The sequence below is a fragment of the Porphyromonas levii DSM 23370 genome, assembly GCF_000379925.1.
Classification (GTDB): domain Bacteria; phylum Bacteroidota; class Bacteroidia; order Bacteroidales; family Porphyromonadaceae; genus Porphyromonas_A; species Porphyromonas_A levii.
This window is the reverse complement of record NZ_KB904302.1, coordinates 1-9,239: the sequence shown is the minus strand read 5'-3', so window position 1 is coordinate 9,239 and position 9,239 is coordinate 1. Positions and strand designations below refer to the sequence as shown.

Genomic DNA, 9,239 nt, shown 5'->3' with positions numbered 1-9,239 from the left:
TATCTGCATTACTAATAGAACTATTCGCTGCCAGTAATGCATTGGGTGAAATCCCATATTTCCTTGAAATAGAGTAAAGCGTTTCGCCCGCTCCTACCTTGTGGTAGGTAGGTCCTGAGGTCGCTTCTTTAGCAGTTTTAGTGCCCGGAAGCTTGATTTCTTCCCCAATCTTTATCCCATTTTTAGCCTCTGGATTGAGCCTGATGAGTTCATCCACAGCTACGCCGTATTGGCGGCTAATCGCATAGAGTGTTTCTCCAGCCACTACAGTATGGCTTCTCGTAGACTGCTGAGCAAACACAAGCGTTGAGCTCATAAATAACCCTACTACGATTAGTAATCCCCAAAGTATACTTCTGCGCAATATCATAATTCCCAATTTAATTGCATTTTAATATAATCGCAAAGATAACAATTTAGTACCATCTGGCAAGGCTTTAGCACGTCTCAAGCATTTCTCTCTCTAGGTCGCGACAATATTTACTCTAGCTATTTGCATTAGTCTCTCCCGCGAGGGACTCGAGTCTCTCGCGGGAAAAACTCCAGTCCCTCTGGGGAGGGACTCTCTCTACTCTAGGGAGTAGCTCTTGAAAATAGTGATACCATAGGAGTATTGTATGCAGACCTATCTCCTCCCTAGCGTGAGAAGAAAGTAACGAAGCTGTACCCTAACCTAGAAAAGAATCGAGACGGCTATGCTCTGTTGAGCATAGCCGTCTCGATTATATGTAACACTATTCCCTATTCCTTGGGATGCATATTACTTATTGAGCTCGTCGAGCTTAGCCTTGATTTCGGTAACATCGTGCGTACGTACGATGATCTCGCCTTCTGGAGAGAAGAGGATGAAAGTAGGTACACCTATTACGCCATAGGTCTCAGCACCCATACTTTGGTTCTTGCCATCAATACGATTGCCGTCTTGGAAGGTAGGCCAAGTGATCTTGAGTTTCTTTACAGCATTGGCATAAGCCGTACCATCCTCATCGCGCTCCCAGATAGCGATGCTAGCCGAAGAGAGTATCTTAGCATATTGTTTCTCTATCTGAGCTAAGACAGGCATAGACTTTTGGCAAGGACCACACCATGATGCGAAGAAGTCGAGTAGGAAGTACTTACCTTCAGTACGGAATTCACTAAGCATCTTGGTCTCGCCTGCTGGGTTGGTCATCTGATAGTCGACAAACTGCTTCCCCACAGCGGTGTTTGCAGCTGCCACACTAGTCTTGTAGAATGTAGCTAGAGACTTCTCTGCCTTGAGGCTTTCTGGAGCCTGATCGTAGAGAGCAATGAACTCCTCTGGCTCTATTGAGCGACGCATATTTCTGAGTGCTGCAATCTGCACACTCGCATTGGTAGCCTCTGAGAAATACTTCTTATTGATTTTCGTTGCTTCCGTATCCATGATAGTATAGATAGAGTCAATCTGCGCTTCTTGCTCCTTCGTGAGGGTACTATCTGGTGTTAAGATGTTCTCGGCAATTGACTCTATATCATTAGTATACCTTGTTTCTACGTCATTCAACTCGTCATAGAGGTTTTGTAGCTTCATAAATGCGCTGTTCTCAGCACCGCTACGGATGATACTTGTTTCGTCACTAATGGAGTCGGTTGTGATAGTAAAAGTATACTCCCCAGCCTCACGAGCGAAAAGCAGAGGTGTGTCCATCAGCTTTACTACATTGACAATTGAGTCATTGGCTGGCGATACGAAGGTAAACGAACCATTTTCTATCAGTGCGGAGTCCACGACCTCATTGGTTACATCGTAAATATAGGCGTAGGTACCATTAGCTTCGGCGGGCAGGCCTGTGGCTGTCACCTTGAACTCTGGCGCCTTTTCTGTTGTAGAACAAGCGCCCAATAAGAGTGCCATAGAGGCAGTAGCTGTTATAAACTTCTTCATGTTTAATCTTCTATTAGTTAAAAGTGAAATACTCAATTGGATATTTTTCCATATTTGAAATGATGATGCAAAGGTATAGAAAACTATAGTGACTACTGGTATTTTGAAAGGAATATTTGTATCTTGCTCTACTTTTATATCGTACCAGTGGTATAAAATGAGTTTTTATGAAGAAGTATACTGATTTAGATCAATATTCGACAATAGAGCAGCTTATAGTTCGTCTCGATGCTTTACCCCATAATGTCTCTGAAAAAGAGTGGTATAGGGTAAAGGAAATACTACAGAAGTACCTGAAGGAGCGCCCTGATCTTAAGGATCAGTTTGGGATACATCCCCTAGCTCGGCGACTATTGACGGCGACCACCCTTGTAGATGAGATGGGAATAGGAGGTACGCCTATCATGGCCGTACTCCTACAATTACCCTTGCGGGATGGTGTTGTAAAGCAAGAGGAGTTGAAGGGTTTCCTGAGTGAGGATGTGCTCTACTTATTGCGCTTGATGCAAAAGGTGACCGATTTGTATGCCAAGAATGCTGTGGTTACTTCGGACAACTTTAGCCACTTCTTACTATCTTTCGCTGAGGATGTGCGTGTTATCCTTATCTTGATTTCCGAGCGACTGGTGCAGCTTCGCCTTGCTGGTGATTATCTTTCAGAGGATCTACAGTTGGATCTCAGTATGGAGGCTTCCTTCCTCTATGCCCCTCTGGCGCACCGTATGGGGCTGTACAATATCAAGGGTGAGATGGAGGACTTTTGCCTCAAGTATACGGATAGGGAGATATATAATTTTATTAAAGACAAGCTGGCTGCTACCAAGAAGACACGCGATACTTATATTGCTTCTTTTATCGATCCAGTTAAGAAGGCTTTGGAGGAGTCGGGACTAATGTTTACGATAAAGGGAAGAACGAAGTCTATCTCCTCTATCCGTAATAAGCTAGTGAAGCAAAAGATAGAGTTCGAGGCTATTTATGACCTATTCGCTATACGTGTCATTATCGATGCACCACTAGAGGAGGAAAGAAGCCAGTGCTGGAAGGCATACTCTATCATCACAGATATGTACCAACCCAATCCTAAGCGGATGAAGGATTGGTTATCTATCCCAAAGTCTAATGGTTACGAAAGTCTGCATATCACGGTATTGGGACCCCAACAGAAGTGGGTAGAGGTGCAGATTCGTACCGAACGTATGGACGAGATAGCGGAGAAGGGTCTCGCTGCACACTGGAGATACAAGGGGGTGAAGAGCGAGAGTGGACTGGATGAGTTTATGACCACGGTTCGCAGGACGCTAGAGAATAAGTCTGCTACCAGCGAAGAGGTGATGCAGGAGTTTAGGATGAATCTCTATGATGAGGAGATATATGTCTTTACACCCAAGGGGGACTTAGTAAAGTTGCCCAAAGGTGCTTCTATCCTCGACTTCGCCTATGCTATACACTCGGGGATTGGCGAGAAGACAGTCTCTGCTCAGGTCAATGGTCGCAATGTAAGCATCCGACAGCAATTACAGAATGGTGATACCGTTTCTATAAATACCTCTGCCAATCAGACACCTAAGCAGGATTGGTTGAGGTATGTGATAACGAGCAAGGCGAGAAATAAGATTAAGCAATGGCTGAGGATAGAGTCTGAAAAGTCTATTCAGCTAGTGCGTGAGGAGCTCAACCGCCGTCTGCGTAATCGGAAGCTGGAGTACGATGAGGCTGTATTCACCAAGCTCGTAAGGCGTAAGGGGTACAAGGCAACAAGTCACTTCTTCCTCGCAATTCAGAATAAGCAGACAGACCTAGATACGTTCCTCGATGAGTATAAACTGGCATTTCAGGAACCTGAGCAGGCTGAGGAGCGCCATATTTCGGCAGATAAGTTTGTCTCTAGTACTCTGCCTGAGAAGATTATTGCTGAGGAGACAGAGGATATCCTAACGATAGATAATAACCTATCGGGCATCGATTATCAGCTTGCTAAGTGTTGTAATCCTATATATGGCGATAAGATATTTGCCTTTACTTCCCGAAGCGGTATCCGAATTCATAGAATGAATTGCCCCAATGCTCCTGATTTATTCAATAGATTCGGTTATCGTATCCTCAAGGCTAGGTGGAAAGGTGATACCTCTCGAGGGAGTGAGGTTGTGCTGAGGGTAATTGGGCATGATGATCTTAGCGTGGTCAATGCTGTCGTTAGTCAGGTGGGGACTGAGAAGGAACTTACGCTCCGTAGCTATAATATACAGAGCGCAGATGGACTCTTCCAAGCTACGCTGCATATATATATAAAGGAAGCTTCTCGCCTCAATCCTTTACTAAAGTCCTTACGTACGCTCCCAGGGATTAAGAGTGTAGAGAGGGTGTAATACCTCTCGAGAATGAGGAGTGCACTTTTTCACTGCCCTGCATATAGCACAACCGCTACCAGAGCTTGATATGCTCAATGGTAGCGGTTGTGGTTATTATGCGGTGTCGGGACTACTGATGGCTAGACTACATTCGTCCTCCGCCCATCATGTCGTTCATGCCTCCTAGTCCACCCATGCCGCCCATATCACCTAAGCCACCCATGCCTTGGTTATTACCTTGGCGTTGTCTGCGGAGTTGTTCCTCACGCTCTTTATTGCGATCCTTTTTCTCCTTAGCCTTGGGCTTATTCTTAATCAACTCTTCGGGCTTCTGTTTATCTATCTTGGTAGCAAGAGGAGATAGCGTCTCCTTTACATCCCAGTTCGCCATTACTTCAATAATCTTCGGCATGTAGTAGACCATCTCTGGCTGGATAGAGTCGCGGTAGTTGCCTGCATCCCACTTGCCATTATTATTGCTGTCCACGATGAGTCGGAAACCATACTTCTCAGGCTTAATATCTTTGAAGTGTAAGGTCGGCTTATCGGAGTATACTACTCTTAGCACAGCATCTTGGGTAGAGAGGAGTTCGCCAATAAATGGTCCCTCAACGCCATCTACCGTGATGGAGAGCTGAGAAAAAGCGTCTTTCGCTTTCGTCTTGAACGCATCTACCACCGTCTCATCGAGCATGTGCCCATACACATCGGTAAACTTAGCACTGTCGGCATACAGCTCATAGCTCGTGTCGTACGATAGCTTCGCCTCTATCATTCCCACGGTAGTACGCCCAGGGAGTAGATAGATAGAGTCTATGGTTACCGGCTTGAGGATGGAGTCCTGCGCATTGAATAGCTCAAAGGCCTTAAATGCCTCAGGAGTGATAGGCAGAGAGCTATAGAAGAGCAGGCTATCACTGGTCCCACCTTCCCCTTTATGCTCGAAGCGAAGCGTAAGCGGGCTCTTCGGCTTCGCAATACTGTCATTAGTCTCCTTCAGTCTCCCCTTGTCTTCTATCGGCTTAGGGGCAGATGGGCGGAGCGTGAGAGAGTCATGCACCATGATAGGTAGCTCTAGGGAGTCTACCGAAGTATAAGAGACTTCAAACTCCTTATACCTCTTCCATGTAGGGTCCGTAAAGTAGACCATTACCTCCTTCTTCTCTCTATTGATATCGAGAACTGGTGTACTGCCGCCTTGCACAGCAAGGGAGTCGATAGGGCGTACCTTGATTTTGCCTTCGGGTATGGCACTGAACACAAGTCTTAGTTGCATAGAGTCGGGGCGCTCGCGCTTGCTAATAAATCTACGCTTTGCTTCTGGCACGTAATAGAGCAGCACGATATCATCCGGCAGGTAGCGTGTATATGCCACTGTCTTTATCGTGTCTATGGTAAGACTATCCACCCAAGTCGTATCTTGCCGAGTAGCTGCCATTGCGCTTGTAGTGATAAGCTCATTGAGGAATGCTACCCCATCTGTAGGCATATCGTGGCGATAGTTGCCATCGCTCTCTTTCAGAGCATACACTCTGTAGCTCCCTTGCTTCATGTTTCGCATTACAAACTGTGCACGGTCTCCAGTCCTACTCATGCGGCTGAAGGTCGTATCTGTAAAAGCGTTCCAGCCCGCAGACTCTGGGTGCACACCTACAAGTAAGCTCTGCATGGGTTCGTGGTTACGAATGTTAATCACTCGACCACTGATCTCCATGGTGTCTATTTCATTGCCCGTGGAGAAGGCATACGAGAAGTTCTCCAGTGGATTACCCTCGTTGTTATCCACAATAGCATCGGTAAAGTCTATGGAGTAAGTCGTATTTGGGATAAGATCGTCTTCCAGTTCCACCGTTACCTTCTTGCCCACAGCTACTATCTTAGGCTGAGTAATCTGGGGAGGAGAGATGATTACCTTATTGGCTATATCCTGGATTTGTATATACTCGTCGAAGGTGAGTACGAAGCGTTTCTTGCTTACATTTAGTGCCCTATCTTCGGGAGAACTACTGACGAGCTTTGGTGGTGTCACATCGTAAGGTCCGCCATCAGGCGCTACTCGATTGGCACATCCATATAGAATCCCTACAAGTAGGAATGGTATCATTATTGGGGCGAGTAATCGCCCATTGATTCTTTTCATACAGAACTATATATATTGAGTAGCAAAATTAGCCAAAATCGAAGCAATCAGCAACCTATTGCCTATATGTTCAGAAATAGGTACATTTGCTTCGCATTGTATAATAATAACAATGGAAAGACAATGGATAATAAAGAGCAAAACAACAAAGAACTAATCCTTGCCATCTTTAGTGGTAAGGATAGACCTGGTATTTCGGCAGCGATTACCGAAACGCTAGCAAAGCATGATGTGACCATCCTTGATATTGGTCAGAGTGATACGCACAACCACCTTACACTTGGTGTTCTTTTCGCTGCTGAGTCATCTATCAGCGGCACGATTCTAAAGGAATTGCTCTTCAAAGCCAATGAGCTTAATATCTTTGTCACCTTCCGTCCTGTAGCTCCCGAAGATTATACCAATTGGGTAGAAGCACAGGGCAAGAATAAGTATATCGTTACTCTTCTGGCAAAACAGTTTACCGCAGAGATGGTGGCAGCCATTACCAAGGAGGTCGCTGCCCAGGGTATGAATATCGATGCGCTCGACCGACTCACTGGTCGTATTCCTCTGATAGAACAAGAGCGTGTACCTAAGGCAAGCATAGAGATATCTCTAAGAGGTAATCCAAGAGATAGGGAGGAGCTTCAGCGTAGGTTTATGCAGGTCGCTAACCACTATCAGGTAGATATCTCTTTCCAGCAGGATAGTATGTTCCGCCGCATGCGTAGGCTAATTTGCTTTGATATGGATTCCACCCTTATCAAGACCGAGGTCATCGATGAGCTAGCTATGCGAGCTGGCGTCGGTGATAAGGTGGCAGAGATTACCGAGCGCGCTATGAGAGGAGAGATAGATTTTAATGAGAGCTTCATAGAGCGCTGTGCACTACTCGAGGGTTTGGATGTCTCTGTGATGAGAGATATAGCGGAGAATCTGCCTCTTATGGATGGTATTGAGCGTACCATGAAGATTCTCAAGAAGGTGGGCTTCAAGATTGCTATCCTCTCCGGAGGTTTTACATACTTCGCTAAGTACTTACAGGATAGGTTCGGTATCGATTATGTCTATGCTAATGAACTAGAGGTAGTCGATGGAAAGCTTACTGGTCGACACCTAGGGGATATTATCGATGGCAAGCGCAAAGCAGAGCTTCTTCGCTTGATCGCACAAGTAGAGAAGGTGGATATCCGACAAACCGTTGCCGTAGGCGATGGCGCCAACGATTTGCCTATGATCTCTACCGCAGGTCTTGGTATTGCATTCCAAGCTAAACCTAAGGTTAAGGAGAGTGCGAAGCAGTCCATTACTACTATGGGGTTGGATGGTATCCTTTACTTCTTGGGGTACAAAGATAGCCACTTAGACGAGATCGAATTTTCAATGTTTTGATATATGATACAGCACGTAGTACTATTCGCTTTTGGAAGTCATCCTGAAGGCATGACAAAGGAGGAGTTCTTGCTCCAGGCAAAAGATAGTTTCGAGGAGCTTGCCGATTTGATCGAGCCATTGGAAAAGATTACTGTTACGATCAATATCAACCCCAATGAGGAGTACGACCTAATGCTCCATGGAGTGCTTGGGAAGTATGAGGATGTGGATGTGTATGCCAAGCACCCTGAGCATGTTTCCAGAGTACAGAAGTGGATTAAGCCCTATGTATCTAAGAGGGCTTGTATAGATGGGGAATTACTATTTTAATACACCAATTGGTATAGTCGAGTGTGAGATAAGCTATGAGCAAGTCATCACAAAGTGCTATCCAATAGACAATGTAAATAATGAAGCCTTAGCGAGTTCGAGGAGACTACATCCCGAGCTTGCCGAGGCTTTTGCTTTCCTATTGCCCTGCCCAAAGGAGTATACAGCTCTTGGGGGGAGGGTGCCGAGTTTCGCACCAGACTTCTGGGCACAGCTGGCAAGGGTGCCATTTGGCACTACGCTAACCTATGGTGCGTTTGCCCAAAAGCTAGGTCTTTCTAAACGGTATGCTAGGGTCGTGGGAAATATTCTCGGAAGTAATGAATGCTTCTTTCTACTCCCTTGCCATAGGATTGTGCCAGCCAACGGAGGGGTAGGTGGATTTCGATGGGGCACGGAAGTCAAGCGCAAATTACTTGCCTATGAGTCAGCTACCAAAGAGGAGTAACGGTGAACGCTCCGACGGTCATCAGATAGAGCTATTTATAGCTGATGAATTGAGAAAGCGAGGTTTCGTCATCCTTGAGCAAAACTACAAGATGGGATTTCTAGAAGTCGATCTTATAGCACTCGAGGGGGACGTACTTTGTTTTATTGAGGTGAAGGCAAGGAACCGCCCTTTCGTCCTCTCGGAATTGGATGTACTTATACCGCCTACCAAACAACAAAACATGGTACAGGTGGCGGATGTCTTTTGTCGAAACCTCAGGGGGCTACGCTATTCCAATGTGCGGTACGACTACGCCCTTGTCTACCTGCCCGACTCCACAACACCCCGACAAGTGCAATATATACGGAATGCCTTCGTGCCCACGCTCCTCTGATAGCACCTTCTTCGTATTTGTTCCCCACCAATTGAGCGATATCCTTTATTCTTTAGCATGTGCAACAATTGGCACATAGGCGAGCACTCGCAGTGACAAGCGCAAGTAGCGAAATGTAACTCTCCCAAAACGGGCGTATTGTGTCGGTTTATTATTGTAGTCATCTTTGCGGTTGGAAGTTGTTCAGTTATTAGATGACTACGATTTATGTTTAATCTAAATGAAAGCAATTGCTTTTTCCTATTTATTAGTGGCGTTGACTTGAGGAAAGGGTTTGGAGGTTTGGAGGGGATCATTCTTAGAGATGGTCGCAATCCTTTAGAGGGGGATGT

At 45.8% G+C, this 9,239-nt stretch carries 8 protein-coding genes; 5 read left to right on the top strand and 3 right to left on the bottom strand.

Annotation, left to right across the window (positions count from 1 at the left end; genetic code table 11):
* On the bottom strand, positions 1-316 hold a 316-nt coding region (locus tag A3GG_RS12410), incomplete at its 3' end, for a LysM peptidoglycan-binding domain-containing protein (protein ID WP_026215596.1).
* A 444-nt stretch (positions 317-760) separates the two neighbouring features.
* Positions 761-1,906 carry a TlpA disulfide reductase family protein gene (locus A3GG_RS0110195; RefSeq protein ID WP_018357568.1) on the bottom strand — a complete coding sequence of 382 codons (1,146 nt, stop codon included), beginning with the start codon at positions 1,904-1,906 and terminating at the stop codon, positions 761-763.
* A 167-nt stretch (positions 1,907-2,073) separates the two neighbouring features.
* Here A3GG_RS0110195 and A3GG_RS0110190 point away from each other — a divergent pair, with 167 nt between their 5' ends.
* On the top strand, positions 2,074-4,275 hold the full coding sequence (locus A3GG_RS0110190; RefSeq protein ID WP_018357567.1) for a RelA/SpoT family protein: 2,202 nt from the start codon (positions 2,074-2,076) through the stop codon (positions 4,273-4,275).
* Between the two features lie 127 nt (positions 4,276-4,402).
* Here A3GG_RS0110190 and A3GG_RS0110185 read toward each other — a convergent pair whose 3' ends face one another.
* Positions 4,403-6,397 (bottom strand): Ig-like domain-containing domain, encoded by a 1,995-nt coding sequence (locus A3GG_RS0110185; protein ID WP_156808637.1) that lies wholly within the window; start codon positions 6,395-6,397, stop codon positions 4,403-4,405.
* 123 nt (positions 6,398-6,520) lie between these two features.
* On the opposite strand from A3GG_RS0110185, the gene serB reads away from it, so the two are divergent.
* Genes serB through A3GG_RS0110165 form a run of 4 tightly spaced genes read left to right on the top strand, consistent with a single transcriptional unit; the run spans position 6,521 to position 8,907 of the window.
* Positions 6,521-7,771, top strand: coding sequence for a phosphoserine phosphatase SerB (gene serB, locus A3GG_RS0110180; protein ID WP_018359190.1), 1,251 nt, complete (start codon positions 6,521-6,523; stop codon positions 7,769-7,771).
* A gap of 3 nt (positions 7,772-7,774) precedes the next feature.
* A complete protein-coding gene (locus tag A3GG_RS0110175) occupies positions 7,775-8,083 on the top strand; it encodes a Dabb family protein (RefSeq protein WP_018359189.1) in 309 nt (102 codons plus the stop codon).
* Complete coding sequence (locus A3GG_RS12405; RefSeq protein WP_018359188.1) at positions 8,064-8,531, top strand: methylated-DNA--[protein]-cysteine S-methyltransferase; 468 nt, start codon at positions 8,064-8,066, stop codon at positions 8,529-8,531. The genes A3GG_RS0110175 and A3GG_RS12405 overlap by 20 nt, the downstream gene beginning before the upstream one ends.
* Positions 8,506-8,907: a YraN family protein gene (locus tag A3GG_RS0110165; RefSeq protein WP_018359187.1), complete on the top strand. Its 402-nt coding sequence runs from the start codon at positions 8,506-8,508 to the stop codon at positions 8,905-8,907. The genes A3GG_RS12405 and A3GG_RS0110165 overlap by 26 nt, the downstream gene beginning before the upstream one ends.
* The last annotated feature ends 332 nt before the right edge of the window (positions 8,908-9,239 follow it).